Here is a 26203-nt window from a genome sequence, read left to right as displayed (position 1 = left end):
CCGGAGCCGCCGAATCCGGTTGTGTACGGCCGTACGCATCGTTGTGTACGCTCGTACGCATGGCATATGTGACACTCTCCGGGGCCATCCTGGCCGAGATCCTGGCGACCACCTCGATGAAGTACAGCGAGGGCTTCAGCAGGCTCTGGCCCTCGCTCGCCACGGGCGCGGGCTATCTGCTGTCCTTCGTGCTGCTCGCGCATACGCTCAAGAGCATCTCCGTCAGCACCGCGTACGCCATATGGTCCGGGGCCGGGACCGCCGTCATCGCCGCGATCGGCATGCTCTTCCTGGGGGAGGCGATGACCGCAGCCAAGGTGTTCGGCGTGCTGCTGGTCATCGCCGGTGTGGTGGTGCTCAATCTGAACGGCGCCCACTGATGGCGCGCCGCTACGACCCCGAGCGGCGGCAGCGGATCATCGACGCCGCGATCACGGTGGTGGGGGAGCGCGGAATCGCGGCGCTCAGCCATCGCGCCGTGGCCGCCGCCGCGGATGTGCCGCTCGGATCGACCACGTACCACTTCGCGACCCTCGACGATCTGCTGGTCGCCGCCCTGGAGCAGGTCAACGCCGAGTGGCTGGCCGATGTGGAGCGCTGGGTGCGCGAGGCGCCCCCCGAGACGTCGCCCGCCGATGCGATGGCCGAACTGATGGAGCGGATGCTCCAGGGGGACCGCGATCGGCTGGAGCTGGAGTACGAGCTGTATCTCGCCGCCCTGCGGCGCGCCTCGGTGCGGCCGATCGTCGCCCGCTACCTCGACGACACGGCGGAGCTGCTGGCGCGGCGGACCGGCGATCTGGAGGTGGCGCGCCAGGTCGGCGCGCTGTTCGACGGATTGCTGCTCCAGCTCCTGCTGACCGGGCGGCCCTTCGACCGGGCCGAGGCGCGGGGGGCGTTCGAGCGGGTGACCGGGGAGGGGCGGGGCGGGGCCGCGTCATCCGGCGATGTCGCCGGTCGGTGAGGTGGCCGCTGGTGGCGGCTGGTCGCCGGGATTGGTCGCCGGGACCGGTCGTTGGGGTTGGTCGTCGGGACCGGCTGTTGGGGTCGGTCGCTGGGATCGCTCGCCGGGACCGGCCGTCGGGACCGGTCGCTGAGACCGGTTCGCCTCCCGGGCCCGGCTCCGGTTAGCGTTCTGAGCATGACCGATGCACCCACCACCCGCACCGGCGCCGTCGCCGCCGGTCTCGCCACCCTCACCGAGGACGGCACCGTCCTCGACACCTGGTTCCCGGCCCCCGAGCTGACCGCCGAACCCGGCCCGGCCGGGACCGAGCGGCTCGACGCCGAGCGCACCACGCAGCTGCTGGGCGAGACCGCCCTCAAGGCGGTCGGACCGGACGCCCGGCGCGGCGTCGAGGTCGTCGCCGTGCGCACGGTCATCGCCTCGCTGGATGAGAAGCCGCTGGACGCGCACGACGTCTATCTGCGGCTGCATCTGCTCAGCCACCGGCTGGTCAAGCCGCACGGCCTGAACCTGGACGGCCAGTTCGGCCTGCTCGCCAATATCGCCTGGACCTCGCTCGGCCCGGTCGCCGCCGACCAGGTGGAGCGGGCGCGGCTCGCCGCCCGCGCCGAAGGAGCGCACCTGTCGGTGACCAGTGTCGACAAATTCCCCCGGATGACCGACTACGTCGTCCCCTCCGGTGTCCGCATCGGTGACGCCGACCGGGTCCGCCTCGGCGCGCACCTCGCGCCCGGGACCACGGTCATGCACGAGGGCTTCGTCAACTTCAACGCCGGCACGCTGGGCACCTCCATGGTCGAGGGCCGGATCAGCGCGGGCGTCGTGGTCGGCGACGGCTCCGACATCGGCGGCGGCGCCTCGATCATGGGCACCCTCTCCGGCGGCGGCAAGCAGACGATCACTATCGGCGAGCGCTGCCTGCTGGGCGCCGAGGCGGGCCTGGGCATCTCGCTGGGCGACGACTGCATCGTCGAGGCGGGGCTGTATGTGACGGCGGGCACCCGTGTCTCGCTCCCGGACGGCAAGATCGCCAAGGCTCTGGAGCTCTCCGGTGCGAATAACCTGCTCTTCCGGCGCAACTCCATCACGGGGACGGTTGAGGCGCTGCCTCGCACCGGTTCGTGGGGTGGGCTGAACGAGGCGCTGCACAGCCACAATTGAGTTGGGGCGCGCGCCTTGGGTTTCGTTGCCCGGTGCGGGGCGGTGGGTGGTGTTGTGCCCACCCGTTCCGCCCGGAACGATTGCCCACAACGGTGCGCCACTTGCCGGTAGTTTCCCGGGTGCCGGGGGCTGGCCCCCGGCACCCCCGAGCCCCACTCAGGGGCGTAGCCGGACCACCTGCGGGTCGTGGTCGCTGGACTGGTCCGCGAACTCGGCGTTGATGTGGACGATGTCGTAGTCGGCCCGGCGCAGCGCACTGCTGGTCAGGATGTGGTCCAGCACCTGCGAATTGCCGTTGTAGACATAGCCGTAGCGCTCGTCCTTCGGCAGCCGGGTCACCAGGTCGGTCAGCACTCCGCCCTTGGTGAGGTCCGCCAGCGCGGGTGCGAACTGGTAGTCGTTGAGGTCGCCCGCGACGACCACCGCCGCCTTCGGATCGGCGTTCAGCAGCGACTTGACGAAGGTGTTGACCGCCGTGGCCTGTCCGGTGCGCTGGGTCTCCGAGGAGCGGGCCGGGGGCTGGAAGCGGCTGTCCAGGCCCTGGTCGCCGCCCTTGGAGTTGAAGTGGTTCGCGACCACGAACACCGGGCGGCCCTGGAAGGAGAACTGCCCGACCAGCGGCTTGCGGCTGTCCTTCCAGACGTCGTTCGCCGGGTCGATACGGCCCGGGGAGGCCGACAGCGTGGCCTTGCCGCCCTTCGTCTCGACCGTCACCGGGGTGGTGGAGTCGCCGCCCGGGATGTCGGTGAAGGAGACCCGCTCGGGGTTGTAGAGGAACGCCACACGGATGTTCCCGCCCGGCTCGCCGCCGTCCTGGTCGTCAACCGGGTCGATCTGGCGCCACTCGTACGAGGGGCCGCCCGCCGCCTTGATCGCGTCCGTGAGCTTCTTCAGGGTGGCGTCGGCGCTCACCACCGAGTCGTCGGTCGCGCCGTTGTCGTCCTGGACCTCCTCCAGCGCGACGATGTCCGGCGAGGCGAGGTGCCCCACCAGCCCCGTGGCCAGCCGGTCGAACTTCGACTGGGCGGTCTTGGGAGAGAGGTTCTCCACGTTGTAGGTGGCGATGGAGAGTTCGTCCGCCTTCTGCTTGCGGGTGCTCTCCCGCTCGGGGCCGTGGTCGGCCCGTTCGCCCACGGTGTCGGCCGCGATCGTGTAGCCGCCGAAGTTGTCGTAGTCCAGCGGTCCGGCCGTGGTGCCGGTCAGCGCGTCGCCGACGTCCGCCACCGGGAAGGGGCGCTCGGCGTACGGGAGGAGGGAGACCACCTTCACCCGGCCCGCGTTCGGGTCGCGGTAGGAGCTGTAGAGGGCGCCGCCGCGCGCGGTCCGCTCGTGGTGGGGCTCGGCGGTGACCCACAGCTCCTTGTAGGTGTTGGTCGCGCCGACCACGGGGGCGTTCTCGACCGAGACCCGCATGCCCTCCAGCGACTCATAGCGGTCCAGGGCGTAGGAGCGCGGCCGCAGTGTCAGCCCCTCGATGGACTCGCCGCCGGCCTCCGGCGCGTAGCGGTCGGGGACCGTGGCGGGGCTGAGCCGGAACGCGGCGGGCAGCGCGTTGCCGGAGGAGCGGACCGTCCAGGTCGCCTTGGAGATCTCGGTGAGCGACTGGAGACCGGCGTCCTTGCCGCCCGGGTAGTACTCGGACACCGTCCCGGAGACCAGCACCGAGTCGCCCACGGCGGCCGACGGCGTGGTCGATCCGGTGAAGACGAAGATCGCCTCGCTGGTGGCCGCGTCCTTGTCGGGCCGGGGGTCCTGGATCCAGAAGCCGCGCGACGAGCCGAAGGAGCGTATCGCCGTGACCGTGCCGGGGACGTCGGCCACCTGCTGCCCGGCGAGCGGGGATATTCGGGTGCTGCCCTGGATGTCATGGACGCGGATCTCGGCGGCGGAGGCCGAGGAGGGCACGGCGAGCAGCCCGGCCGCGAGGGCGGAGGCGGCGACGGCGGTGACGGCGACGGGTCCGCGCGGGGCGCGAAGGGACATGGTGGTGGCCTCCGGAAAGGAGCGAATGGCGAAAAAGACGCCTCTACGCGCGTCAATCTCTTTCCTCGCCAAGTAAGTTGTCAAGGGAGGACGGATGGCTCGCGCACGGCGGAGGCGGGACGGGGGCATGAACGAGCGCGGCCGCACGCCCCCTCGCACCGGCCGCTTTCCCGGGTCCGCACCGGCCGGTGCGAGGGGCCTGTCGGCCGAAATCACCGGTTGCCGTGGCACGGGATGGGGCGCGGGACCACATCGGGACGAAAGTGCCGTCCCGTTCCGTCTACGCTGGGGTCCGGGCCGTGCCCGCGCACCCGCGCCCGTACGCCCGCATATCCATACCCTCATGGCTCCACGGCCCTGAGACCCCCTAGCTCCACAGCCCCCATACCCCCGCGTTCGCGCGCACGACTTCCGTGCCCCTGAGGAGTGACGTCCGCCCATGCCAGAAGAGCGCCCCACCATGCCGCCCGTACGGCTTCACACCGACGCGGACCTCGCGCGGGACGCACTCGCCGCGCCACTTCTCGCCCGCGCGGTCCGGCTGGCCCGCTGGGCCGAGCCGGGGCGGCCGGTCGCGTCGGGCGGGGCGCTGCCGGAGAGCGAGCTGTCGGCGGCGGCCGAGCTGCTGGGGCTCGCGGGGGACGAGGACGGGCCGCTGTACGCGGCGCAGGCGTGGCAGCTGGCCGTCGACACCGGGCTGGTCGAGATCGAGGAGTCCGAGGAGCCGACGCCCGGCGAGGCGTCGTCCTCCCGGCCCGGCGACGGGAGCGGCGGCGACGGTGACCCCGACCCGGCGGACGGCGAGGCGTCGGCCGTGGGCGGCTTCTCCGCCGTCGCGACCAGCGGTGCGGAGCTGCGGCTGATCGCCGAGGGCGGCCCCCGCGACATCCTGGACATCTGGCTCGACGGCTTCGAGACGGTGCTGGCCGACGCCGCCGCCCCCGATCTGAACGACATCGCCGACCAGATCGGCGAGGACGGTGAGCTCGACCTCGACGCGCTCGACTGGAACCCGGAGGAGGAGGCCGAGTTCCTCGACGGGGTGCTGGGCAACCTCTATCTGCTGACCGCCCTGGACGAGGAGGCCGCCGCGGCCCCCGTACCGCTGCCCGCGCTGGCCGCATCCATGATCGTCCCCGAGGACATGGACGAGCCCACCGACGACATCCTCGAAGAGGTCTCCGAGGCGATGGTGCGGCTGGACGACCAGTTCCGGCTGCTCGCCCCGACCGGCCTGATCGACTACCAGCCGGTGGACGAGGCGCTGATCGAGGAGGTCGACGGCGAGGGCCGGATCCAGGAGCCCGAGACGGCCCAGGAGTTCGAGGACGAGGACGTCTCCCGCTACGGCATGGTGCGGCTCACCCCGCTCGGCGTCTACGCCGTACGGGCCCGGATGGTCGAGGCGGGCATCGACGCCCCGGCCGTCGGCGACCTGGCGGACAAGGGCGCGGGCATCCTGCTGGACGCCCTCCCCGGCCACCCCGAGCCCGCCGCACAGGCCGAGGCCGAGCAGTGGCTGGCCCGCCGTACGCCCGAGGAGGCCGCCCGGGAGCTGCTGGCCGCCGCGCGTGGTGACGACGAGGACGCGCCGCTGCGCCGCCTCACCTGCCAGCAGACGCTCTCGCTGGCCGGGGTCGAGGCCGAGCCCGCGTTGCGCGAGGTGCTCGACGACCGCCACCTGGGCGGGCTGGCCCGGGTCTGGCTGGCCGAGCGCGGGGTGGCGGATGTTCCGGAGCCATCGGAGGAGATGGTCTTCTGGCTGACCGTGGACACCCTCGCGGCCCAGCTCGCCACCGAGGGCGACTCGGCCGAGCTGCGGGATCTGGTGCGGGGCCTGGTCGACCAGTCCGGGAGCTTCTTCGACTCGGCCTGGCGGGTGGACCACCCGGCGACCGCGGATGTCCTGGAGGCGATGGGGCGGCTGCACCCGGACAAGAATGCCGCCAAGGAGGCCCGTAAGGCCGCCTTCAAGGCACGCTCCCGGGCATAGCTGCCCCTGGTGGGCGTGCCGCCGCCCTGCCCGCCCTGCGGGTGCACCGGGCCTGCGGCCGCTCCCCGCGGACGTGATCGCGGGGCGGCCGCCGGGCCCTCCGGGGCCCGCACAGCGCCCGGCGGGCGGGGAAAGTCGCTCGCCGCGTCGGAGCCGTAACCCCCTGCGCACCGTATAAGGGATCGGCGGTCATTCGTCCGTTGATGTCGCGCGCCGTTCAACTGATGTTCGGCCGGGGACGGAAACGTATGGCCGCAGTCCGGAGGACACCATCCTGCGCTCGGGAGAAGACATGCCGCTCAGCCGAAGAGACTTCGCGAGGCGTTCCGCGTACACCGGGGCCGGGTTCGCCCTGGTCGGAAGCGCGGGGGTGCTCGCCACCGCACCCGGCGCGCTCGCCGCCGAGGTGACCGAGGAGGGCGTCGCGGGGGTCGAGGGCCACGGCGGCTCGTCGCTCGGCTACGGTCCGCTCGTCGCGGACCCCAAGGGCATCCTGGCCCTGCCCAAGGGCTTCCGTTACAAGATCATCACCCGCACCGGTGAGACGAAGCTGGAGTCCGGCGAGTCCACCCCGTCCAACCACGACGGCACCGCCACCTTCGAGGGTTCGCGCGGTGCGACGCTGCTGGTCAACAACCACGAGCTGGCCGGCCCCCGCAGCGACTGGCCGCACCCGGTCCCGCTGACCGAGGGCCTGGTCTACGACCCGGCGGCCTCCGGCGGCTGCACGGTCGTCGAGGTCTCCAAGCACGGTGACCACGTCACCGAGTGGGTCGGCATCGCGGGTACCGCCACCAACTGCGCCGGTGGCCGCACCCCTTGGGGCACCTGGCTGACCTGCGAGGAGACCGAGGACAAGGCCGGCAAGAACGGCATGACCAAGGACCACGGCTACGTCTTCGAGGTCGACCCGCACGACCGCAGGGCCAACCGTGACCCGAAGCCGATCAAGGCTCTGGGCCGGTACGCCCACGAGGCCGTCGTCGTGGACCCCAAGCGCGGCGAGCTCTACCTCACCGAGGACGCCTCCGGCCCGAACGGCCTGCTCTACCGCTGGGTCCCGCCGCACGGCTTCGAGCACGGGCGGGGCAAGCTGGGCACGCTCAAGGACGACGCGGGTGTGCTCCAGGCCCCCAAGTGCTACGACTCGGGCGGCAACTTCGTGGACGACCTGTCCCGCGCCACCAAGACCGGCACGGTCTACGGCGTGGACTGGGTTCCGGTGCCGGACCGCGACGCGAAGTCCGTGTCGGTGCGCAAGCAGTTCAAGGACGGCGAGATCACCCGCGCCCGCAAGCTGGAGGGCATGTGGTGGGCGGACGGCGGTGCGTACATCGTCTCCTCGTACGCCCGTGCGGAGAGCCCGCTCCAGCACGACGGCCAGGTCTGGTTCTACGACCCCAAGCGCCGCACCCTCACCCTCAAGGTGCTGCTGGGCGTCAACCCCGACCCGTCCAAGGACGGCGCCTTCGACGGCCCGGACAACATCACCGTCTCGCCGTACGGCGGTCTGGTCATCGCCGAGGACGGCGAGGGCATCCAGCACCTCTTCGGCGCCACCGATGACGGCCGGACGTACCCGATCGCGCGCAACGACCTGAACATCGGCACTGCGGAGGAGCCGGAGTTCAGCGAGTTCACCGGTGTGGTCTTCTCGCCCGACGGATCGACGCTGTACGCCAACATCCAGACGCCGGGCATCATGCTCGCGATCACCGGCCCCTGGCGCCGCCAGCGCTGACGGCACGGGGCCGGGGGAATCCCCCCGGCCGGGGCACGCGTTGACGTGAGGGTGACCTCACGTCTGCGCACCACCCCCTTCTCCATCCTGGACCGCTCCCGCACCCGCCAGGGACGGGAGCGGTCGCAGGCGCTGCGCGACACCGTACGGTTCGCGCAAGCCGCCGAGGCCCTCGGCTACCACCGCTTCTGGGTCTCCGAGCACCACAGCGTGCCCGGCGTCGCCGGTTCGGCGCCCACGGTGCTGGCGTCCGCCGTCGCGGCGGCCACGCTCCGCATCCGGGTGGGCACGGGCGGGGTGATGCTGCCGAACCACCGCCCGCTGGTGGTGGCCGAGCAGTTCGGGGTGCTCGAATCCCTCTTCCCGGGCCGGATCGACATGGGCCTGGGCCGCTCCGTCGGCTTCACCGACGGCATACGCCGCGCCTTGGGCGCCCAGAAGGACGCCGCGCGGGACTTCGGCGCCCAGCTGGACGAGCTGCTCGGCTGGTTCACCGGTGAGCAGGGCGCCTACCCCCAGGTCCACGCCCATCCCGCGGAAGGGCTGCGGCTGCCCGTCTTCGTCCTGGCCACCGGAGCCGGCGCGGATCTGGCGGCGGAGGCAGGACTGTCCCTGGTGATCGGCGATCTGCGGGGCCGGGACGAGATGCTGCGCGCGATCGACCGCTACCGCACGGGCTTCCGCCCCTCGCCGTGGTCCTCCGCCCCGTATGTCGTGGTCTCGGGCAATGTGGCGGTGGCCGGCACGGCGGAGGAGGCCCGCCGGCTGCTGCTCCCCGAAGCCTGGGCGATGGCCTACTCCCGTACCCACGGCGTCTTCCCGCCGCTGGCCCCGGCCCCGGAGGTCGAGGCCCGGGAGATGACCGAGAAGGAGCGCGGCTTCTACGAGCGGGGTCTGCGGGGCCAGCTGTACGGCACGGAGGACGAGGTCGCCGCCGCGCTCGAGGAGCTGATCGAGCGCAGCGGCGCCGACGAGGTGCTGGTCACCACGAGCACCTACGACCGCGAGGCCCTGCTGGACTCCTACCGCCGCCTGGCCCGTGTGGCGGGTCTGCCGGGCGACCTCGACTCCGGTCCCGTGGGCCCCGGTCCGGGCCCCGATCCGGGTCCCGGCCGGGTGTCAGAGGGCCTTGCCGGCGGGCTTGGCCATGCCGCGCACGGTGCGTGAGTCCACGTACTCACCCATCGCGGTCATCTCCCACTCACCCGAGAACTGCTTGATCAGCTTCGCCATCATCACGCCCGTGCGCGGCTCGGCGTGGGTGAGGTCGAAGCGGACCAGCTCCTCGCCGCTCTGGGCGTCGAGCAGGCGGCAGTACGCCTTGGCCACATCGGTGAACTTCTGGCCGGAGAAGGAGTTGACCGTGAAGACCAGGCCGGTGACCTCGGGCGGAAGGCCACCGAGGTGGACGGTGATGGACTCGTCGTCGCCCCCGCCCTCACCTGTGAGGTTGTCGCCGGAGTGCTGAATGGCGCCGTTGAGGATGGCCAGCTTGCCGAAGAAGCAGGCGTCGATCTTCTTACGGTCGACACCGAATGCGATCACGGACGCGTCCAGGTCGATGTCCTTGCCGCGGAAGGCGGGCTCCCAGCCCAGGCCCATCTTCACCGAGCTGAGCACCGGGCGGCCGCCCTTGACCAGCGAGACCGTCTGGTTCTTCTGGAGGCTGACCCGGCCCTTGTCCAGGTTGATCTTCCCGGTGGACGGTGCCGGTGCGGCGGGGGCCGCGGCCGGGGGAACGGGCGGCGGGGCGGTCGGCATCGGCGGCGGGGGCTGGAAACCGGCGGGCGGACCGCTCGGCGGGGGCGGCATCTGGGCGGCGGGGGCGACGGGAGCGGCCGGTGCCGCGGGCTCCTCGACCGTCACCCCGAAGTCGGTGGCGATGCCCGCCAGACCGTTGGCATACCCCTGCCCGACCGCGCGCACCTTCCACGCCCCATTGCGCCGGTACACCTCCACGGTCACCAGCGCGGTCTCGTTGCCCAGCCGCGGCGGGGTGAACGTGGCGAGCACCGCGCCGTCGTCGGCGCCGCGCACGGTGGCGGTCGGCTCGGTGCCCGCGAACGTCGCCCCGGGCGCGTCCAGGCTCGCGGTCACCACGATCTTGTCGATATCGGCGGGGACGGCGGCGGTGTCCACGGTGATGGTGTCGCCCGCGCCCGCCGTCCCGGCGCGATGGGTCACCCCCGGCCCGGCGGGCTGGTTGTAGAAGACGAAGTCGTCGTCGGAGCGCACTTTGCCGTTGGCGGTGAGCAGCAGGCCCGATACGTCGAGCCGCACCGGGGCGGTGACGTCAACCGCCACGCGCGCGACGGGGAGGGGAAGGTTCGAGCCGGGTGTCATAGCGGTCATGCCCGGGGTAACGAACGCACCCGCTTTACGGTTCCTTGACCTGCGGGGTGACTTCTGCCATGCCATGTCCCGCCGCGGTCGGCCCGGTTCGGCCGTGAACGGCCGTGAACGATCGCGACCGGTCGTGGTCGGCCGCGATCAGTCGAGGTCGGTCGGGATCGGCTGCGGTCAGTTGGGGGCGGTCGCGATCGGCTCCGTTCGGCTGTCGGTGGCGTCCGCCACCATGGTCCGCATGACGACCGAGCCCGACGCGCTGCACACCCTGGCCCGCACCCATCTGCCCGCCGACCTCGCCGACCGCTGGACCGGGCTGCTGCGCCCGGCCGCCCACCTCCGCCGGGCCGGGGCGGCCGATCCGGTCGTCGGCCGCCTCGGCGGACTGCCCCGGCTGTCCGAGGGCATGGACTGGCCGGTGTGGGAGGGGCACGGCCCGCTGGCCTTCGTGGCGGAGGTGGACTGCGCCGCGCTGCCCGGGGACCGGCTGGACATCCCGCTGCCCGCCGCCGGCCGTCTGGCCTTCTTCTACTACGGCGACGAGGACGACGACGCGCTGGTCGACACCGCCGACCCGGACACCTGGGCCGGTGCCCGTGTGCTCCACCTCCCGGCCGCGCCCGCCGACGCGCCCGAGCGGCCCGCACCGGCCGGTCTCGCCCCGTACCCGGAGGTGCCGCTGACCGCCCATATGGGCCCGAGCGCCCCGGACTTCGATCTGCCCGCGCTGACCGCCGCGTTCGGCGAGGGCGCGTTCCCGGACGCGTTCGAGCGGGCGATATGGGGTCACCAGAGCGGTGTGGCCCATCAGATCGGTGGCCATGCCCAGTCCGTTCAGGGCGCGGTGGAGATCGTGGTGGCGCATGGCGCGCTGGGCGGGCGGGACGTGTCGTGGGAGGATCCGCGGCTCGAGCGGGAGGCGGGGCGCTGGGTGCTGCTCGCGCAGTTCGACTCCGACGAGGACGCGGACATGATGTGGGGTGACGGCGGGGCGCTGTACTGGCTGATCCGCCCCGACGACCTGGCCGCGGGCCGCTTCGAGAAGGCCATCTTTACCTGGCAGTGCTGCTGACGGGTTTGCCGTCCCGGCAAACCCCGTTGGGGATCCGCCGAGCGCCGATCGATTCTGCGGGCCGGCCCATCGGAGAGGCCGACCCCGGCAGAGAGGCACCCCTCCCATGCATGTCTTCGTCACCGGCGCGAGAGGCTATATCGGCGGCACCGTCGCCGTCCGCCTCCTCCAGGCCGGTCATCGGGTGAGTGGTCTGACCCGCGACCCGGCCAAGGCGGGGCGACTCGCGCGGCTGGGCATCGAGCCCGTGGTGGGGTCGCTCGACGACGCGGATGTCCTCACCGCGCGGGCCCGCCGGGCCGACGCCGTGGTGAACGCGGCCGACAGCGACCACCGCGCGGCTGTGGAGACGCTCATCGCCGCCCTGGCCGGATCGGACAAGCCGCTGATCCACACCAGCGGCTCCAGCACGGTCGGCATGGGAACGGAGGGCGAGGCGTCGGAGGCGGTTCACGGCGAGGACCTCCTCGACCCGGGTTCGTCCTGGGAACCCGACCACCCCGTTCGCGCGGCCCGGGTCGCCATCGACCGTCTGGTCCTGGGCGCGGCCGGGCAGGGCGTGCGGTCGGCGGTGCTGTGCGACAGCCTGATCTACGGGCACGGCCGGGGCCCGGGCCGGGAGAGCGTCCTGATCGCGGCGCTCGTCCGGCAGGCCCGCGCGGGTGGAGTGGTCCGCCAGGTCGGCCCCGGCCGCAACATCTGGTCCACCGTCCATGTCGACGACGTCGCCGACCTGTACCTCCGCGCGCTGGAGAAGACGCCTCCGGGCACCTTCTACTTCGTGGCGAACGGGGAGGCGTCGTTCGGCGCGATCGCCGAGGCGGTCGCCCGCGCCCTCGGCCTGCCCGGCCCCCGCCCCTGGGACCCCGACGCACCGGACAACGTCTGGGATCCCGCGTTCGCCCGGCACGCCCTGGGCGCCAACAGCCGGGTACGGGCGCGCCGCGCCCGCGAGCTACTCGGCTGGGACCCGCGGCACCGCTCGATCACCGACTGGATCCTCCGCGAGCTGCGCTGACCGGCCGGGGCGGCGGCGTGCGGTAGCGGCCGTCACGCCGATCACACACACCGCCACGCCCGCGAGGGCGGTCCACCCGGGGGCGTCCCCGAACATCGCGTAGGCCCACACCAGCGTGGTCGGGGGCGTGAGATAGATCAGCGCGCTGGTGCGGGTGACGCCGTTGCGGCGCAGGCTCAGCCAGTAGAAGCCGTAGCCGCCGACCGTGGAGAGCAGCACGGTCCACACCACCGCCGTCCAGAAGCCCCCGGCCGCCGGGGGCGCGGCATGGCCTCCGGCCAGCGCGACCCCGGTGAACAGCACGGCGCTGACCAGGCAGTGGAGCGGTATGGCGTCCACGGGGTCCAGCGGCGCCCGCACCCGGCGTTCGAGGAAGCTCGCGGCCAGCAGCGCCGCCATGGCGGCGAAGGGCAGCCCGTACGCCCAGGCCGGAGCGGCGGCCGGGCCCGCCGACAGATCGCCCTGGACGACCAGCGCGACCCCGCCGAGGCCGATGGCCAGTCCCGCCCACTGGCGCGGGCTGACCGCCTCCCCGAGCAGCCGCCCGGCCAGCGCGCCCGCCGCGAGCGGCTGCACCGCGGCGATCAGCGCGGCGGTGCCGGACGGCACACCGAGTCCGACCGCCCAGACGATCCCGCCGAGATAGCCGCCCTGCGAAAGCGCCCCGATCGCCGCCTGCTCGACCAGGGCGCGAGGGGGGATCCTGCGGCGTCTCAGCAGCAGCCAGGCGCCGCCCAGCACGGCGGCGGCCGCGAGGAAGCGCCACATCAGCAGCGTGTCGGCGGTGGCCTCCCGAGTGCCGAGCTCGGCTCCGATGAAGCCGGAGCTCCACATCACGACGAGTCCGATGGAGGTGACGGCGGCGCTGATGGGCATGGGCGTCCTCGTTCTGATCGGGCTACGGGGTGCCGGGTATACCGGTCTGTTTACTCCTTCGCCCCACTAGACTAAACAGATCGGTTTAGTCGTCAACCCCGGGAGGCGATCACGGCATGGAGGCGCACAGGCAAGCGCACATGGGAGTCCTCACCCCCGCCGCGCGGCGCGTCCTCGACACCGCCGCCGAACTGTTCTACGGGCAGGGGATCAACGCGGTCGGCGTGGACTTGATCGCCAAGCGCGCCGGAGTCACCAAGAAGACGCTCTACGACCGGTTCGGCTCCAAGGAGACGCTGGTCGCCGCGTATCTGCGGGAGCGCGATGAGCGATGGCGGGCGTGGCTCACCGCCGAGGTCGAGAAGTCTCCTCCGGCCGATCGCGCCCTGGCCACGTTCGACGCGCTCGCGGAGTGGGTGCGCCGCGAGAACCCGCGCGGCTGCGGATTCGTGAACGCGGCCGCCGAACTGCCGGACGCCGGGCATCCGGCCCGGCAGGTGATCGCCGACCAGAAGCACTGGCTGCGGGGCTATCTGCGGGAGCTGTGCGAGCAGGCAGGCGTGGCGGCCCCCGATGAGCTGGCGGACGAACTGCTGCTGCTCCACGAGGGGGCCACGGTGCTGAACGGGCTCTCGGTGGTCACCGACCCCGTCGGCATCGCGCGCCGGCTTGCCCGGCGGGCGCTGGAGCGGGCCCGGACCTGACCCGGCCGGGCCCGGCCCGTTCAGGCTGAGTTGGCCAGGGCAAACTGAACAGGTTGAACTGGACAGGCTGGACTGAAGAAAATACCGTGAGGGGCATGGCAGAGACCCCTGGCGGCATGTCCGTGTCCGCCGTGCGCGCCGCGCATGAGATCCGTGTGGTGATCGGCCGGCTGCGGCGGCGGCTCAAGGAGACGTACGACAACGAGGAACTCACCCCCTCGCAGACGTCCGTGCTCAGCAGGCTCAGCAAGGAGGGCCCCGCCTCGACCAGCGCACTCGCGGCGGCCGAGCGCGTACGGCCGCAGTCGATGGCGGCCACGCTCGCCGCGCTGGACGACCGTGGGCTGATCCAGCGCCGTCCGGACCCCGGTGACGGGCGGCGGCAGTTGGTCTCGGTGAGCGAAACGGGCAGCGCGTTCCTGGAGGACAAGCGGCGGGCGGGTGAGGAATGGCTCACCCGGGCCCTGGAGACCGGCTACACGGAAGCGGAACGGCAGACCATCCTCGAGGCGCTGGCCCTGCTGGACCGGCTCAGCCGCGCATGATCGAGCGGCTCACACAACGGCTCACACGACGGAGGGGCGGGGCGGACCCGGCGGGCGCCTTCGACCGGAGGCTGCTCGCGCCGATGATGCTGGGTTCGGTCCTGAACCCGGTCAACTCCTCCATCATCTCCGTGTCGTTGGTGCCGATCGGCGCCGCGTTCGGGGCGCCGCCGTCGCAGACGGCCTGGCTGGTCTCCGCGCTCTATCTGGCCACCGCGATAGGCCAGCCGGTCGTGGGCCGGCTGATCGATCTCTACGGGCCGCGCCGTCTCTTCCTCGCCGGGACGACGCTGACCGGCATCGCGGGGCTGATCGGGCTGCTGGCCCCGAACCTGGGGGCGCTGATCGTCGCGCGGGTGGTGCTCGGATTCGGCACCTGCGCGGGCTATCCGGCCTCGATGTACCTCATCCGCAGCGAGGCCCGGCGGACCGGCAAGGACAGCCCCGCCGGGGTCCTCGCCACGCTCGCGATCGCCAATCAGACCGTCGCGATCCTCGGACCGCCCTTGGGCGGACTGCTGATCGGACTGGGCGGCTGGCGCAGCACGTTCGCCGTCAACCTTCCCCTCGCGGCGGCCGGTCTGCTCCTCGGCGCCCTGCGCCTGCCCAAGGCTTCCCATGAGGAGCGCGCCGCCGCGAAGGAGGTCCGGCTGGACCTGGCCGGCATGGCGCTGTTCGGCGCGATGCTCGTCTCGCTGTTGCTGTTCCTGATGGAGCCCCGGGCCGACCGCTGGTTTCTGCCCGTGCTGATGGCGGTGGCGGCGGCCGGGTTCGCGGTGCGGGAGCTGCGGGTGGCGGAGCCGTTCATCGATCTGCGGGTGTTCGGCGGGAATGTGCCCCTGCTGCTCACGTACGCCCGTGCCCTGCTCGTCTCCGTCGTCTCGTACGTCTTTCTGTACGGCTACACCCAGTGGCTCCAGGACGGCCGGGGGCTGACGGCCTCTCAGGCGGGGCTCGCCCAACTGCCCATGTTCCTGACCGGGATCGCGGTGTCCACCGTCACCGGCCGCCGCGCCGCGGCGCGCGGCAAGCTGCTCGTGGGGGGCGTGGGGCAGATCGTGGGCTGCGCCCTGCTGCTTCTGCTCCAGCCGGACAGCGCGGTATGGCTGCTGATCGTCGTCGCGCTGGTCTTCGGCGTACCGCAGGGGCTGATCAACCTCGCCCTTCAGAACGCGGTGTACCACCAGGCCGATCCGGAGCGGATGGGTTCCTCGGCGGGGCTGCTCCGCACCTTCCTCTACCTCGGCGCGATGGTCGCCGCCTGCGCCAACGGCGCCTTCTTCGGCGCCCGCGCCGACACCGGCGGGCTGCACGGCCTGGCCTGGTTCATGCTCGCCATCACCGGTCTGTGTCTGGCGCTGACGGTCGTGGACCGCTCGCTGGGCCGTATCGGTTCCGAAGATTCCTCTTCCGCTCGATGACCGCAGCGGAGAAAGGCTTGATGAACATGAACGAGAACGAGAGTGTGCGCGAGAGCGCGAACAAGACGGCTCTGCTGGTGATGGACGTCCAAGAGGGCATCGTGGCGCGCGTCCAGGACCCCGACTATGTGCCGCGTGTGAGCCGCGCGGTCGACGCGGCCCGTAAGGCAGGCTGAGCGGGGTGTCGTGCTGACGGGGGCGCGTGGCCGCTCGGCTCGGTCGGGTGCGGCGCCGTCTCGCGCCTTCGGCGCATTTGAGCATGGGTCGGGGAGTGCCTGGCCCGGTCCTCGTCGCCGGCCGCCGGGCCGGTGGGAGTGGAGGGACGTTGCGGCTCCGGCGGTCCGGGGCTGGGGTCGTTGCCGGACTGCCGCGCGCGGGGGCGGGGCGGTCGGCCGGTCTGGGGCCGGTTCGCTGTACCGGGCTGCCGCGGGGTTGGGGTACCCCTTCGGAAAACGTTTGACAAATAAGTTGCTTCAGATCAAACGTTTTTTGGAAGGGTACCCGGAGGGGCCGTCTCTGGGGTCCATGGAACCCACCGGCCCGCACTCCGGGTCGGACCGCACTTCTCACACCGCTGAGCCGCCACGACCCCGACATCCCACCGGTCCGGCAGCTGGCGGCGGTGCCGCGCCCCCCACCTCCGGCCCCATGCTCAAAACCACCTGGCCTCGGTAAGCGGCGCCCATACGCACACGGGCCAGCCCGAAACCCTCAACGCGGCACCGGAAAGCTCAACGCGGCACCGGAAACCCTCAACGCGGCCAGATCGGCGGGTTGGTGCAGAACGCGCCACCGAGGTGCTGATGGTCGGGGTTGTCCGGCTCCAACTCCCCCTGCTCCGCGATCAGCTTCGCCGCATACGGCTCGGAGTCGTCCTGGGGCTCGTACCCCAGGGCGCGGGCCGAGGAGAGGTCACACCACGGGCGGGTGTTGCCCGAACTGCCGTAGACCACCCTGTAGCCCACGTTCTCCGCCGTAAGGGCGGCATGGAGCAGCCGGGCGCCGTCCGCCGGGCTCAGCCAGATGGACAGCATGCGGACCGTCGTCGGCTCGGGGAAGCAGGAGCCGATGCGGATGGCGACCGTCTCGATGCCGTACTTGTCCCAGTAGAGCGACGCCAGGTCCTCGCCGAAGGACTTCGACACCCCGTAGTACGTGTCGGGGCGGCGCGGGGTGTCGACCGGGATGAGCGGGTCGTCTCCCACCGGGCGCGGGGTGAAGCCCACGGCGTGGTTGCTGGAGGCGAAGACGATACGGCGGACCCCCGCCTCGCGGGCCGCCTCGTACACGTTGTACGTGCCTTCGATATTGGCCCGCAGAATCTTCTCGAATGAGGCTTCCAGGGAGATGCCCGCGAGATGGATGATCGCGTCGACGCCCCGTACGGCCTCGCGCAGGGCGTCCCGGTCGGACAGGTCCGAGGTGATCGCGTCCGGCTCGCCCTCGATGGGGAGTTGGTCGAGCAGCCGCAGCTGGTACCCGTACTGCGGCAGCAGTTCGCGCATCAGGGTGCCCATGCCGCCGGCGGCGCCGGTGAGGAGGACGGTGCGGGGAGCGGGCATGGGGGGATCTCCTCCGTGGGGGTGTCGCGTCATGGGGTTGTCGCGAGGCATCGCGTATGTGGTTTTTATTCGTGTATGTGGTTCAGATTCATGGACACCGTAAGGATCGGCGCATGCACCGTCAAGGGTGGCGCGACGGCGCGGAATTCGCCATCAGGTGAGTGGTGTCACGCCGTTGGCGCCCTTGACCGGCGGCCGATGGCTGCCTTACGGTGAGGATTGTTCATGAATGTAGATGACGATCAGAAACGTGCACACTGCGTCGGTGGGTGACGGCGGGTCGGTGTACACGACAGGGAGAAGGCCGTGACCTCAGCTTCACTCGCCGGGCGCCTTGACGGACTGCTGTTCTTCCCCGTGACCGCCTACGGTCCCGATGGCGCCCTGGACCTGGAGATCTACCGTGCGCACATCCGCGCCGGGATCGACGCGGGGGCGGGCGCCGTCTTCGCGTGCTGCGGTACGGGCGAGTTCCACGCACTGACGCCCGAGGAGTTCCACGACTGCGTCGCGGTCGCCGTGGACGAGGCCGCCGGGCGGGTGCCGGTGGTCGCGGGCGCCGGGTACGGGACCGCGCTGGCGATCCAGTTCGCCAAGCTGGCCGAGCGGGCCGGTGCGGACGGGCTGCTCGCCATGCCGCCGTATCTCGTCGTGGCCGGTCAGGAGGGGCTGATCCGTCACTACAGCGCCCTCGCGGGCGCGACCGACCTCGACATCATCGTCTATCAGCGGGACAACGCCGTCCTGGAGCCGGAGTCCGTGGCCAGGCTCGCCAAGGTGCCCGGCATCATCGGCCTCAAGGACGGCCTCGGCGACCTCGATTTGATGCAGCGCATCGTCAGCGCGGTGCGCGCAGAGGCCCCCGACGGGGGCTTCCGTTACTTCAACGGGCTGCCGACCGCCGAGCTGACCGGCCTCGCCTACCGCGGTATCGGCGTGACGCTCTACTCCTCCGCCGTCTTCTGCTTCGTCCCCGAGATCGCCCTCGCCTTCCACAAGGCCCTCATGACGGGCGACGACGAGACCGTCAACAAGCTGCTCGACGGCTTCTACCGGCCGCTGGTCGAGCTGCGCAACCAGGGCCGCGGCTATGCCGTTTCGCTGGTCAAGGCGGGCGTCCGGCTGCGCGGACTGGACGTGGGCGAGGTGCGGCCGCCGCTGAGCGAGCCCAGCCCCGCCCATGTCAAGGAGCTCACCGAGCTGATCGAGCGCGGCATGGCGCTGATCGGGGACGGGGACGGGGAAGCGCGGTGAGGGCCTCCGCCTTCGTCTACCCCTGGGACGTCGTCGGAGACCCGGACGCCGCGCGCCGCATCGCCGATCTCGGCGTCCGGCAGGTGACGCTGGCCTCCGCCTACCACTCCACCCGGGCCCTGACCCCGCGTCACCCCGGCCACCGCATCGTCACCGCCCGCCACGCGGCCGTGCTCTACCCGCCGGACGCCGAGCGCTGGCAGGGGCGCGAACTGCGGCCGTACGAGCAATCGTGGGTGCCGGGCGACGACCCGTACGGCGAGGCGGCCGCCGCGCTGGCCGACGCCGGTCTCGAGGTCCACGCCTGGGTGGTGCTCGCGCACAACACCCGGCTGGGCGAGGAGCATCCGCGGATCACCGTGCGCAACGCCTACGGCGACCGCTACCCATGGGCGCCGTGCATCGCCCGCCCCGAGGTGCGCGCCTATCTGGTGGACCTGGCCGCCGAGGCCGCCGTACGGCCCGGCACCCGCGGCACCGAGCTGGAGTCCTGCGGCTGGTACGGGCTCGCCCATCTGCACGCCCACGACAAGATCGGCGGGGTGCCGCTGGGCGGCGCCGGCCAGTATCTGATGTCGCTGTGCTTCTGCGAGAGCTGCGGCGCGGGCTATGAGGAGCTCGGGGCCGACGCCGAGGAGCTGCGCCAGGCGGTCGTGCGCGCGCTGCGACCGGTGTGGACGGGCGAGACGACCGCGGACGGCGGTGACCGCGCGGAGGAGTGGGCCGAGGTCGAGAAGCTGCTCGGCGCCGACCACGCCGCCGTCTTCGCGGCCTGGCGCGACCGGATCGCGAGCAGTCTGCGGGCCGAGGCCGTGGCCGCCGTAAGGGCCGCGGCGGAAGCGGACTTCCGGGTTCTGCTGCATGCCGACCCGGCCCCGCACCGGCTCGGCGCCAACGTCGGGGTGGACCCGGCCGATGTGCTGGCGCAGGCCGATGGGGTCGTGCTGCCCTGCACCGGGGGCGAGGCGGCACGCTCCGGGGTGCTGCTCCCCTTCGTGCCGCACCGGACCGAACGGACCGTGCTCGCCGCCAACTTCACGGTGGTGGCGGGGATGGGCGGCAGCCCGGCCACGCTGGCCCAGGACGCGGCCCACGCGGTGGAGCTGGGCGCGGATGAGCTCCGGCTGTATCACGCGGGTCTGGCCTCGGACCAGGACCTCGAGGCCGTCCGCACGGCCCTCGCCGAGCTGAGCTGAGCTGAGATGGGCTGAGATGGCCTGAGCTGAGCTCAACAGAGCGGAGCCGATCCGAACCGAGCTGCCCGGAAGCCCGCCGCACCCCCATGGCGGGTTTCCGGCATGAGTCGGCGGTTTATCGGAAGCGCGACACCTCGTGGCATCGCCACGATCGAAGGGTGCTGAAGAACCGAACCACCCCACACCGCAGGCCCATCGCCCTGTTGTCCCTGGGACACGCCTGTGTGGACATCTACCAGGGAGCGGTGGCCGCGCTGGTGCCGTTCTTCGTCTCCGAACGGGCCTACAGCTACGCCGCCGCCTCCGGTGTCGTGCTGGCGGCCTCGCTGCTGTCGTCCGTGGTGCAGCCGCTGTTCGGGGCGCTCACCGACCGGTGGGCCATGCCATGGCTGCTGCCGGTGAGCACGCTGGTGGGCGGCGCCGGGGTGGCGCTGAGCGGGGTCACCGGCTCCTATGCGATGACCCTGGTGGTGGTCGCCGTCTCCGGGATCGGCGTCGCCGCGTACCACCCCGAGTCGGCCCGGGTGGCCCGGCTCGCCAGCCGGGGCAGCCACACCGCGATGAGCTGGTTCTCCCTCGGCGGCAACCTCGGCTTCGCCGCCGCGCCCCTCGCGGTCGCGGCCGTCATCGCCACCGGCGGCCTGCGCGCCTCCCCGCTGCTGGCCGTCCCCGCCGTCGCCGGAGCCGCCCTGTGCGCGGCGGCGCTACGGGCGCTGAGGGCCCCGGGCGGGTCGGCCGGGTCCGCGCGAGCGGGCCGCGGGGGAGCGGGAAGGGATGACTGGTCCTCCTTCCTCCGGCTGTCCGGGGCCATCATGTGCCGCTCGATCGTCTTCGTCGGGCTGAGCGCGTTCATCTCGCTCTACGTGCGCGAGCGTACTGGTGGCGGCGAACTGGGCGGTACGACCGCCCTGTTCGTGCTCTACGCCGGTGGCGCAGTGTGCGCGGTCGCCGGAGGCACGCTCGCCGCCCGCTACGGCCGCATCCCGGTTGTCCGGTGGTCGTACGCTCTGAATCGCCCTCCCCGCCCTGGGCCGGCCCCTCCTGCGTCCCCTCCCCGAAGCGATCACCGGCCCCCGGCACCCGAAGACCGCCGACGCACCCGAGCGGGCGTGACAACGGAAGGGCCCGGTCCGCCGACGTCCCCGGGCGCCGCAGCCCACCCCGCGTCCCGCATCACCCGCTCGACCGTCTCCTCCAGCGCGCTCGCCGCCGGGATCACCGTCTCGACCCCGCCGGGCAGCAGGTCCAGCGGCCGGTACCAGTCGCGCATCTCCCGTTCGCCGTACTCGTCCGCCTGCGGTTTCGTGGCGTGCCGCCGCAGGGTCTCGGCGAACGGGACGTCGAGGTAGTAGGCGTGGGTGCGGCCCAGGTGGTCGCGGCACAGGGCGTCCAGCATCGGGCCGTAGTGCGCGGTGTGCAGGATGCCCTCGACCACGGCGTGGAAGCCGTGGTCGAGGGCGTAGCGGGCCACGGTGTCGATGAGGCCGATGTTGGCCGCGTCCGGGGTGTCCCGCTCCCGCAGCACGACCCGGCGCAGATTGTCCTGGCCCACCAGCGCGAGGCCGCGTCCGTAGCGGGCGCGCAGCCCGGCGGCGACGGAGGACTTGCCGGACGCGGAGTTGCCGCGCAGCACGATCAGCCGCGTCGTCGCGGATCCCACCCTCATCCGGCCACGCTATCGGCGCCGGGGCGAGTCGCGGGGCGTGTGCGGACGATCGCCCGCAGTGTGCGAATTTTCGTCAGGACGGTTGACGAACCCCCGGGGCCGCCCTAACTTCATCGCGTCGTACTTCATGCGTCATATACGAGACAAGATATGTGAGATCTGAGAGCCCTCCATGGACATCGCCCCGAGCCCGATCCCCTCCCGCACCCAGTACGTGCTGGAGGCGGTCAAGCACGCGATTCTCACCGGGCGGCTGCGGCCCGGACAGGCGCTGGTGGAGGCCGAGTTGGCGGCACAGTTCGGGGTGTCCAAGACGCCCGTGCGGGAGGCGCTCAAGACGCTCGCGGGGCGTGGGCTCGTGGTGATGAGCGAGTACAAGGGGGCCACGGTCAGGACCGTGGACACCGCGATGGCGCACTCCGTCTACGATGTGCGGCTGCTCCTGGAGCCCGAGGCGCTGCGCCGGACCGTGACCGCCGGGGCCGCGCTGGAGACCGCCGGGGCCGCCCTGGAGCGGTCGGACGCGGCCGCCGACCCGGCCGGCCGGTCGCTCGCCAACCGCGACTTCCACCGGGCGCTCTATCTGCCCTGCGGCAACCCCCTGCTGACCCGGATGCTCGACGAACTGCGCGACCAGGCCGCGCTGGTGTCCGCCATCGGCCGGCAGGCGGTGCCCTCCTGGGAGCGGGAGGCCCGTGAGCACCGGGAGATCCTGGCCCGCGCGCTCGACGGCGACGCCGACGGGGCGGCGAGCGCACTCCACGACCACATCGCCTCCTTCGTCCAGCGCGCCTTCCCGGACGGGGAGCGGCACCCGACGGCCCCGGTCGCCGACCGGGAGTAGCCCCCGGCGGCCCGGTCGCCGACCCCAGCACCATTCGAACAGCCCGCCCGATGCCCACATCGAGAGAAAGGGTTCGTATGGACTACTCACCGCTGAGGACGGCGCTCGCGGACGTCGTGGCGATCCCGGTGACTCCGTACGACGCGCAGGGCGCCGTGGACCGCACCGCCTACCGCGCCCTGCTCCGCCGGCTCCTCGACGGCGGGGTCAAGGCGGTCACGCCGAACGGCAACACCGGGGAGTTCTACGCCCTCACCCTCGAAGAGCGGCGGCTGGTCACCGAGTTGACCGTCGAGGAGGCCGCTGGCCGGGCCGCCGTGCTCGTCGGGGTCGGGCATGACGCGGCCACCGCGGTCGAGGCCGCCCGCCACGCCCGCGCGGCCGGGGCCGACATGGTGATGGTCCATCAGCCGGTGTATCCCTACGTCGCCCAGGACGGCTGGATCGACTACCACCGCACCATCGCCGAGGCCGTCCCCGGGCTGGGTGTGGTGCCGTATCTGCGCAATCCGCTCATCGAGGGCGCGGCGATCGCCCGGCTCGGCGAGGAGTGTCCCAATGTCATCGGGGTCAAGTACGCGGTCCAGGACGCCACCCGCTTCGCCGCCGTGTCGCGCGACGCCGGTCTTGACCGGTTCGTCTGGGTGGCCGGGCTCGCCGAGCTGTACGCGCCCTCGTACTGGGCGGTCGGCGCCACCGGTTTCACCTCGGGCCTGGTCAATGTGGCCCCCAACGTCTCGCTCGACATGCTGGGGGCGCTGCGCGCGGGGGACTATCCGGGCGCGATGAAGGTGTGGGAGCAGATCCGGCGGTTCGAGGACCTCAGGGCCGAGCGGCAGTCCGCCAACAACGTCACGGTGGTCAAGGAAGCGCTTGCCGCGATGGGCCTGTGCCGGCGCGACGTCCGCGCCCCGAGCAAGCCGCTGCCCGAGCCGAGGCGCGCGGAAGTCGCCGCGATCGTCGAGGGGTGGTCGGTGTGAGCACGCGACGGAGACCGCGCAAGCGCCCCGAGGAGCTGCGCAGTCACCAGTGGTACGGCACCGAGGGCCTGCGCTCCTTCAGCCACCGGGCCCGCACCCGCCAGCTCGGCTATCTCCCCGAGGAGCACCTGGGCAAGCCGGTCATCGCGATCCTGAACACCTGGAGCGATATCTGCCCGCCGACGCCTGGCGCACCGAGCGCGGTGCGGGCGTCGTCCCGCGGGCCGCCAAGCGGCGCGTGGTGCCCGGCATAGACCGACTGGTCACCGCCGGCGCCGAGCGCCTCGCCCTGTACTCGGAACTGCGCGCCCCCTGGGCCGCAACCCCCGCGGAGGTCCCGCACCCATGACACCCCTGCCCCCCTCGAATCCCCTGACCCCCTCCCTCACCCGCCGTCCCCCCTGCACCCTGCTGCGCCATGAGGGCCGGGTCGTCGGGACGTACGCCCACCGGCCCCAACTGCCCGGCGCGCTCGCGCCACCCCCGTATCTGCACCCCGTGCGCACCCTCGGCGGCGTCACCGTCACCGGGCTGCGGCCCGCGGAGGATCCGGCCCACCTGGGCGTGTCCATGGCCATCCCGGAGGTGGCGGGACACGACTTCCGGGGCGGGCCGGGCCGACGGGACCGCCAGGGGAGCCAGCGCCATCTCAGCTGGCTGCTGCGCGACCCCGACGGTTTCGTGGAGGAGCTGGCGTGGGCGGCCGGCGGGCGGCAACTGCTGCTGGAGCGGCGCACAGTGGCCGTACGGTCCCTGGGCACCGAGTGCTGGGCGCTGGACTTCACCTCCGCCCTCACCAATGTGACGGGCCAGGAGATCGCCCTCGGCGGGGCGGGCCACGGCGGCGGCTTCTTCTGGCGCGTCCCGCGGCTCCCCGAGTCCGCCCACGTCTTCAGCGCCGACGGCGAGGGCGGGGCGGCGGTGCACGGACGGCCCGCGGACTGGCTGGCGCTGGCCACCGACGACTGGACGCTGGTCTTCGCCGGTGCGACCGGCGACACCCGGGCCGACCCGTGGTGTGTGCGCACCGGGGAGCACCCGGGTGTCGGCTCGACCCTCGCATGGGAGCGTCCGCTGCCCATCGCCCCCGCCGACACGGTCACCCGCCGCATCGTCACCGCGATCGCCGACGGCCGCCTACCCCACGCCGCGGCAGCCCGCCTGGCAACCCACCTCTCAGACAAAGGCGCAGCCGTATAACCCAGGTTGTGGGCAATCGTTCTGCGGGGCGGAACGGGTGGGCACAACCGACCCGCAGACGGCCACCGTCCTCAGCCAAGACGGCGCAACCCTCAACGACCAGCAACCGCAAGGAGACCCACAAAGGAGAAGAACACCATGAAACCAACGCGCCGCAGAACACCCCGAACCGCAGCCACCCTAGCCGCAGCCCTAACCTTCGCCTTAACAGCCACCGCCTGCGGCGACGACGGCTCGACCACCGGCGAGGAGGGCCCCGGCAAGGGCACCATCACCTTCTGGGACAACAACGGCGGCCCCCGCACCAAGATCTGGAAGCAGATCATCGCCAAGTTCGAGGACAAGTACCCCGACATCACGGTGAAGTACGTCCCGATCCCGATCACCAATGTGCAGTCGAAGTACGACACCGCCATCCAGAGCGGTGGCGACAGCCTGCCCGACGTCGGCGGCGTGGGCACCGCGTATCTGGCCAATCTGGTCGCCCAGGGCGCCCTCGACCCGGTGACCGACCGCATCGACGACAGCGCCCTCAAGGGCAAGCTGATCAAGAACATGGTCGAGAGTGTCCGGGCGGCGGGCGGTGACGACAAGGAGCTGTACTCCGTCCCGACCTCCGCCAACCAGGGCACCCTCTGGTACCGCACCGACCTCTTCAAGGCGGCGAAGCTGCCCGCGCCCGACAGCTGGGAGAACTTCTACAAGGCCGCCGACGAGCTGACCGACAGGGGCGGGAACAAGTTCGGCTTCACCCTGCGCGGCGGCGCGGGCTCGATCGCGCAGGCGCTGGACATGATGTACGCCCAGTCCGGTATCTCGTCCTTCTGGGACGGCGACAGGACCACCCTCGACGACCCCCGGAACGTCGCGGCGCTCGAGAAGTACATCGCCCTCTTCAAGAAGGTCACCCCCGGCAGCTGATCTCAACAACGACTTCGCCAAGATGGTCGCCCAGTTCGGCCAGGGCGACATCGGGATGTTGCAGCACAACCTCGGCAGCTATGTCGACCACATACGGCTGCTCGGCAAGGACAAGATCGCGGGCATACCGCTGCCGCCGTCCAGGGCCGGAGCGGCGCGCACCATCGTCTCCAACCCGGTCGACGGCCTCGGGCTGTTCAAGGCGAGCAAGAACAAGGCGGCGGCCTGGAAGTTCATCGAGTTCGCGGCCTCCCCGGAGATGAACAGCCTCTGGAACGAGGATGTGGGCGCGATCCCGGCCAATGTCGGGGCCGCGGACGACGAATGGATCGCCAAGGCCCCGCCGGCCAAGGCCGTGCTGGAGTCGCTCAACGATCCGCGGACCAAGGTCGTCCAGCTGCCGTACTACCTCCCGGACTGGAACAACATCAGCAAGGCCGACAACGAGCCCAGCTTCCAGAAGGTGCTGCTCGGCCGGCTGACCGCCAAGGCGTTCTGCGACAAGGTCGCGAACGAGCTCAACTCGGCCCAGGCGGACTGGGAGAAGCACCAGAACTAGCCGCGCGCCACCACTTCACCCCATGAGCGCCCCATGAGCCATGAGCCGGCGGGCCCTTGGCCCTCGGGCTCTCGCGCCCTCTATGAACCCCATGTATACCTTCCGTGTATAGTGCTCGCCGAGTGCCGCCGACTTTACGTATTTATACGTCTGTTGGCGGCATCGCGACCACTGCTGACCACAAGGGGGCTACG

General features: G+C 72.0%; 22 protein-coding genes and 4 pseudogenes. 21 read left to right on the top strand and 5 right to left on the bottom strand.

Going from position 1 to position 26203, the window contains the following annotated elements:
• Positions 1–59 precede the first annotated feature (59 nt).
• The 3 genes from NQU54_RS21405 to dapD all read left to right on the top strand — a co-directional run bounded on the left by NQU54_RS21405 (position 60) and on the right by dapD (position 2128).
• Positions 60–380 carry a DMT family transporter gene (locus tag NQU54_RS21405; RefSeq protein WP_069869948.1) on the top strand — a complete coding sequence of 107 codons (321 nt, stop codon included), beginning with the start codon at positions 60–62 and terminating at the stop codon, positions 378–380.
• Positions 380–964, top strand: a complete 585-nt coding sequence (locus NQU54_RS21400) for a TetR/AcrR family transcriptional regulator (protein WP_257632450.1) — start codon at positions 380–382, stop codon at positions 962–964. The genes NQU54_RS21405 and NQU54_RS21400 overlap by 1 nt, the downstream gene beginning before the upstream one ends.
• Before the next feature lie 177 nt (positions 965–1141).
• Complete coding sequence (gene dapD / locus NQU54_RS21395) at positions 1142–2128, top strand: 2,3,4,5-tetrahydropyridine-2,6-dicarboxylate N-succinyltransferase (RefSeq protein WP_257632449.1); 987 nt, start codon at positions 1142–1144, stop codon at positions 2126–2128.
• Between the two features lie 156 nt (positions 2129–2284).
• On the opposite strand, the gene NQU54_RS21390 is transcribed toward dapD, so the two are convergent.
• Positions 2285–4111 carry a DUF8508 domain-containing protein gene (locus NQU54_RS21390; RefSeq protein ID WP_257632448.1) on the bottom strand — a complete coding sequence of 609 codons (1827 nt, stop codon included), beginning with the start codon at positions 4109–4111 and terminating at the stop codon, positions 2285–2287.
• A gap of 439 nt (positions 4112–4550) precedes the next feature.
• Here NQU54_RS21390 and NQU54_RS21385 point away from each other — a divergent pair, with 439 nt between their 5' ends.
• The 3 genes from NQU54_RS21385 (at position 4551) to NQU54_RS21375 (ending at position 9012) form a co-directional block, all read left to right on the top strand.
• Positions 4551–6104 (top strand): hypothetical protein, encoded by a 1554-nt coding sequence (locus NQU54_RS21385; protein ID WP_257632447.1) that lies wholly within the window; start codon positions 4551–4553, stop codon positions 6102–6104.
• Between the two features lie 292 nt (positions 6105–6396).
• Positions 6397–7845 (top strand): alkaline phosphatase PhoX, encoded by a 1449-nt coding sequence (locus NQU54_RS21380; RefSeq protein WP_257632446.1) that lies wholly within the window; start codon positions 6397–6399, stop codon positions 7843–7845.
• A gap of 51 nt (positions 7846–7896) precedes the next feature.
• Entirely contained in the window at positions 7897–9012 is a 1116-nt protein-coding gene (locus NQU54_RS21375) for an LLM class flavin-dependent oxidoreductase (RefSeq protein WP_257632445.1), read from the top strand.
• Here NQU54_RS21375 and NQU54_RS21370 read toward each other — a convergent pair.
• Positions 8965–10188: a TerD family protein gene (locus NQU54_RS21370; protein WP_257632460.1), complete on the bottom strand. Its 1224-nt coding sequence runs from the start codon at positions 10186–10188 to the stop codon at positions 8965–8967. The two genes, NQU54_RS21375 and NQU54_RS21370, sit on opposite strands and share 48 nt — an antisense overlap.
• Before the next feature lie 241 nt (positions 10189–10429).
• On the opposite strand from NQU54_RS21370, the gene NQU54_RS21365 reads away from it, so the two are divergent.
• Together NQU54_RS21365 and NQU54_RS21360 are read left to right on the top strand one after the other, a co-directional pair.
• Positions 10430–11263 carry a YwqG family protein gene (locus NQU54_RS21365; RefSeq protein WP_257632444.1) on the top strand — a complete coding sequence of 278 codons (834 nt, stop codon included), beginning with the start codon at positions 10430–10432 and terminating at the stop codon, positions 11261–11263.
• Positions 11264–11369: 106 nt separating this feature from the next.
• On the top strand, positions 11370–12281 hold the full coding sequence (locus tag NQU54_RS21360) for an NAD-dependent epimerase/dehydratase family protein (protein WP_257632443.1): 912 nt from the start codon (positions 11370–11372) through the stop codon (positions 12279–12281).
• Here the strand turns inward: NQU54_RS21360 and NQU54_RS21355 are convergent.
• A complete protein-coding gene (locus NQU54_RS21355) occupies positions 12219–13157 on the bottom strand; it encodes a DMT family transporter (protein ID WP_257632442.1) in 939 nt (312 codons plus the stop codon). The two genes, NQU54_RS21360 and NQU54_RS21355, sit on opposite strands and share 63 nt — an antisense overlap.
• Positions 13158–13297: 140 nt before the next feature.
• Here NQU54_RS21355 and NQU54_RS21350 point away from each other — a divergent pair, with 140 nt between their 5' ends.
• From NQU54_RS21350 to NQU54_RS21335, 4 genes are all read left to right on the top strand, one after another.
• Positions 13298–13861 carry a TetR/AcrR family transcriptional regulator gene (locus NQU54_RS21350; protein ID WP_257632441.1) on the top strand — a complete coding sequence of 188 codons (564 nt, stop codon included), beginning with the start codon at positions 13298–13300 and terminating at the stop codon, positions 13859–13861.
• 95 nt (positions 13862–13956) lie between these two features.
• Positions 13957–14406 carry a MarR family winged helix-turn-helix transcriptional regulator gene (locus NQU54_RS21345; RefSeq protein ID WP_372505975.1) on the top strand — a complete coding sequence of 150 codons (450 nt, stop codon included), beginning with the start codon at positions 13957–13959 and terminating at the stop codon, positions 14404–14406.
• Positions 14403–15827, top strand: coding sequence for an MFS transporter (locus tag NQU54_RS21340; protein ID WP_257632440.1), 1425 nt, complete (start codon positions 14403–14405; stop codon positions 15825–15827). The genes NQU54_RS21345 and NQU54_RS21340 overlap by 4 nt, the downstream gene beginning before the upstream one ends.
• Before the next feature lie 26 nt (positions 15828–15853).
• Positions 15854–16003, top strand: coding sequence for a cysteine hydrolase family protein (locus NQU54_RS21335; RefSeq protein WP_257632439.1), 150 nt, complete (start codon positions 15854–15856; stop codon positions 16001–16003).
• Positions 16004–16579: 576 nt separating this feature from the next.
• Here NQU54_RS21335 and NQU54_RS21330 read toward each other — a convergent pair.
• Positions 16580–17389: an NAD-dependent epimerase/dehydratase family protein gene (locus NQU54_RS21330; RefSeq protein WP_257632438.1), complete on the bottom strand. Its 810-nt coding sequence runs from the start codon at positions 17387–17389 to the stop codon at positions 16580–16582.
• A 306-nt stretch (positions 17390–17695) separates the two neighbouring features.
• Here NQU54_RS21330 and NQU54_RS21325 point away from each other — a divergent pair, with 306 nt between their 5' ends.
• The 3 genes and pseudogenes from NQU54_RS21325 to NQU54_RS21315 all read left to right on the top strand — a co-directional run.
• Positions 17696–18643, top strand: a complete 948-nt coding sequence (locus tag NQU54_RS21325; RefSeq protein ID WP_093701624.1) for a 5-dehydro-4-deoxyglucarate dehydratase — start codon at positions 17696–17698, stop codon at positions 18641–18643.
• Positions 18640–19839 (top strand): hypothetical protein, encoded by a 1200-nt coding sequence (locus NQU54_RS21320; protein WP_257632437.1) that lies wholly within the window; start codon positions 18640–18642, stop codon positions 19837–19839. The genes NQU54_RS21325 and NQU54_RS21320 overlap by 4 nt, the downstream gene beginning before the upstream one ends.
• 158 nt (positions 19840–19997) lie before the next feature.
• Positions 19998–20876, top strand: a pseudogene (locus NQU54_RS21315) (MFS transporter); the annotation flags it as partial.
• A gap of 26 nt (positions 20877–20902) precedes the next feature.
• Here the strand turns inward: NQU54_RS21315 and NQU54_RS21310 are convergent.
• A complete protein-coding gene (locus NQU54_RS21310; RefSeq protein ID WP_257632436.1) occupies positions 20903–21505 on the bottom strand; it encodes a kinase in 603 nt (200 codons plus the stop codon).
• 172 nt (positions 21506–21677) lie between these two features.
• On the opposite strand from NQU54_RS21310, the gene NQU54_RS21305 reads away from it, so the two are divergent.
• The 6 genes and pseudogenes from NQU54_RS21305 to NQU54_RS21285 all read left to right on the top strand — a co-directional run bounded on the left by NQU54_RS21305 (position 21678) and on the right by NQU54_RS21285 (position 26009).
• Positions 21678–22349: a GntR family transcriptional regulator gene (locus NQU54_RS21305; RefSeq protein ID WP_257632435.1), complete on the top strand. Its 672-nt coding sequence runs from the start codon at positions 21678–21680 to the stop codon at positions 22347–22349.
• A gap of 77 nt (positions 22350–22426) precedes the next feature.
• The gene (locus tag NQU54_RS21300; RefSeq protein WP_257632434.1) at positions 22427–23329 is read left to right on the top strand and encodes a dihydrodipicolinate synthase family protein; all 903 of its coding nucleotides are present in this window, start codon (positions 22427–22429) and stop codon (positions 23327–23329) included.
• A pseudogene (locus NQU54_RS21295) lies at positions 23326–23553 on the top strand (dihydroxy-acid dehydratase); the annotation flags it as partial. The gene NQU54_RS21300 and the pseudogene NQU54_RS21295, both read left to right, overlap by 4 nt.
• Positions 23502–23678, top strand: a pseudogene (locus NQU54_RS50550) (gfo/Idh/MocA family oxidoreductase); the annotation flags it as partial. The pseudogenes NQU54_RS21295 and NQU54_RS50550, both read left to right, overlap by 52 nt.
• Positions 23675–24529, top strand: a complete 855-nt coding sequence (locus tag NQU54_RS21290) for a DUF6807 domain-containing protein (RefSeq protein ID WP_257632433.1) — start codon at positions 23675–23677, stop codon at positions 24527–24529. The pseudogene NQU54_RS50550 and the gene NQU54_RS21290, both read left to right, overlap by 4 nt.
• Before the next feature lie 138 nt (positions 24530–24667).
• Positions 24668–26009 (top strand): annotated as a pseudogene (locus NQU54_RS21285) (ABC transporter substrate-binding protein).
• Positions 26010–26203: the final 194 nt, after the last annotated feature.

The sequence above is a fragment of the Streptomyces malaysiensis subsp. samsunensis genome (genome assembly GCF_024519315.1).
Lineage (GTDB): Bacteria > Actinomycetota > Actinomycetes > Streptomycetales > Streptomycetaceae > Streptomyces > Streptomyces malaysiensis.
The sequence above is the reverse complement of the archived record's forward strand: the minus strand, read 5'-3'. Positions and strand labels throughout refer to the sequence as shown.

Coding starts and splice junctions, on each gene's coding strand:
- NQU54_RS21400 (WP_257632450.1), top strand. CDS start 380: ATGGCGCGCCGCTACGACCCCGAGCGGCGGCAGCGGATCATCGACGCC.
- NQU54_RS21305 (WP_257632435.1), top strand. CDS start 21,678: ATGGACATCGCCCCGAGCCCGATCCCCTCCCGCACCCAGTACGTGCTG.
- NQU54_RS21300 (WP_257632434.1), top strand. CDS start 22,427: ATGGACTACTCACCGCTGAGGACGGCGCTCGCGGACGTCGTGGCGATC.
- NQU54_RS21370 (WP_257632460.1), bottom strand. CDS start 10,188: ATGACACCCGGCTCGAACCTTCCCCTCCCCGTCGCGCGCGTGGCGGTT.
- NQU54_RS21385 (WP_257632447.1), top strand. CDS start 4,551: ATGCCAGAAGAGCGCCCCACCATGCCGCCCGTACGGCTTCACACCGAC.
- NQU54_RS21335 (WP_257632439.1), top strand. CDS start 15,854: ATGAACGAGAACGAGAGTGTGCGCGAGAGCGCGAACAAGACGGCTCTG.
- NQU54_RS21405 (WP_069869948.1), top strand. CDS start 60: ATGGCATATGTGACACTCTCCGGGGCCATCCTGGCCGAGATCCTGGCG.
- NQU54_RS21390 (WP_257632448.1), bottom strand. CDS start 4,111: ATGTCCCTTCGCGCCCCGCGCGGACCCGTCGCCGTCACCGCCGTCGCC.
- dapD (WP_257632449.1), top strand. CDS start 1,142: ATGACCGATGCACCCACCACCCGCACCGGCGCCGTCGCCGCCGGTCTC.
- NQU54_RS21330 (WP_257632438.1), bottom strand. CDS start 17,389: ATGCCCGCTCCCCGCACCGTCCTCCTCACCGGCGCCGCCGGCGGCATG.
- NQU54_RS21355 (WP_257632442.1), bottom strand. CDS start 13,157: ATGCCCATCAGCGCCGCCGTCACCTCCATCGGACTCGTCGTGATGTGG.
- NQU54_RS21350 (WP_257632441.1), top strand. CDS start 13,298: ATGGGAGTCCTCACCCCCGCCGCGCGGCGCGTCCTCGACACCGCCGCC.
- NQU54_RS21345 (WP_372505975.1), top strand. CDS start 13,957: ATGGCAGAGACCCCTGGCGGCATGTCCGTGTCCGCCGTGCGCGCCGCG.
- NQU54_RS21290 (WP_257632433.1), top strand. CDS start 23,675: ATGACACCCCTGCCCCCCTCGAATCCCCTGACCCCCTCCCTCACCCGC.
- NQU54_RS21380 (WP_257632446.1), top strand. CDS start 6,397: ATGCCGCTCAGCCGAAGAGACTTCGCGAGGCGTTCCGCGTACACCGGG.
- NQU54_RS21365 (WP_257632444.1), top strand. CDS start 10,430: ATGACGACCGAGCCCGACGCGCTGCACACCCTGGCCCGCACCCATCTG.
- NQU54_RS21310 (WP_257632436.1), bottom strand. CDS start 21,505: ATGAGGGTGGGATCCGCGACGACGCGGCTGATCGTGCTGCGCGGCAAC.
- NQU54_RS21340 (WP_257632440.1), top strand. CDS start 14,403: ATGATCGAGCGGCTCACACAACGGCTCACACGACGGAGGGGCGGGGCG.
- NQU54_RS21360 (WP_257632443.1), top strand. CDS start 11,370: ATGCATGTCTTCGTCACCGGCGCGAGAGGCTATATCGGCGGCACCGTC.